The organism is Legionella santicrucis, assembly GCF_001468135.1.
Lineage (GTDB): Bacteria > Pseudomonadota > Gammaproteobacteria > Legionellales > Legionellaceae > Legionella > Legionella santicrucis.
In genome coordinates this window covers 400,260-401,548 of record NZ_LNYU01000091.1, presented here as the reverse complement: position 1 = coordinate 401,548, position 1,289 = coordinate 400,260, and the positions used below count along the sequence as shown (strand labels likewise).

Here is a 1,289-nt window from a genome sequence, read left to right as displayed (position 1 = left end):
TATTCATCAAGCAGTTTTAATCGGTCTGGCAGAAATTTGCTAGTTATGTATAAGAAACAAAACAGTACATTAATTCGAGGTCATACCCGGTGGGTGAGAACAGCAGCACACTGGTTATACCAGGACTTGCTTTTATGGTTTTTGGACACATGCTGGGATGAGCATGTGGCGGCATACGCCGCCAAGCTTCTTCATCGACATGCGGTCAACTCGGTCACATCGGAGCAACTTGGTGGTGATACTCCAAGCTCGCTTGTTCTTCAAGTTGTGATTTGAGATTAATAAAATCCTGGGTTCTTACTTCACATAAGGCCGTCATGGCATCCAAATCGAGCGACGCATGCGGGCCCCGCGCACACCCCAGGGACCGAAACCATAACAGCGGCCCCTTATATATTGCAAAATCAACCGACAACTTAGAATCAACACTAAACCAATTTTCATCCTTTTCAGTAGTCCAATTATAGAATTGTTTCGATGATTTTGGCTGTGAGGTAAACTTAGGCACAGGAATAAATGGTTCATCAGAGCAGTACTCATCAACAACATGCATAGGTAGTTGTTTTTGTGCACCACCAACACCTTCTCGCCACTGCTTATCAATGGCATCCCAATTCTTTTCCCCTGGCGCGTTTATCGAATCTACTTGTGTTTGCAGCTCTTTGATAATGGTATTTTCGAAATCAAAATGCTTTTCAGTGATTGTTTTCCCATTAAGCCTATAAGTGACTCCGTCCGTGTTCACTTTGTTGTATTGTGCATTCAATCGTGCAAATACTTTTTTGCCTTCTTCATTACTTGGGATGCACTCAATCATTGCTGCCCACATGTGTTTATCCATAGCCCACAGTGCATATTCAAAGCCACTTATGTTCTCAAATTCTCGCCCAGAACAATCCGTCACTTTGCCCCTTTTAGAAATTAAACTTATGTCCTTCTTTAACATCGCTTTAACCACATCATGTTCCCCGCGTGTCACAGAATGCAATAATTTACGAACATCAATCACAGGTTTAAATAAAGCCAAATGATATCTTGATGTCTGAGCTAAGTTTACTAAATCACGGTTTGATAAATTTTGAGCGGTTTCAATTTTAAGTTCTGCTGGTAATTCATTAAACTTCTCGAATTTTGATTGCATACTTTCACCTTAATTCTATTCACTTGGGATAATTTAAAAAATGAATTATATGTGAATTAATTGAACATAAAAAGAGTCGTGTGATTTTAAATTGGCCATACAAAGATAGCGCTCAGAAATATTCTTACATTAATACGAGGTCACACCC

The 1,289-nt window shown here is 39.9% G+C and carries 1 protein-coding gene; it reads right to left on the bottom strand.

Annotated elements, in window-relative coordinates:
* Positions 1–214: 214 nt before the first annotated feature.
* Positions 215–1,141 carry a hypothetical protein gene (locus Lsan_RS19600; protein WP_058515785.1) on the bottom strand — a complete coding sequence of 309 codons (927 nt, stop codon included), beginning with the start codon at positions 1,139–1,141 and terminating at the stop codon, positions 215–217.
* Between the last annotated feature and the right edge of the window lie 148 nt (positions 1,142–1,289).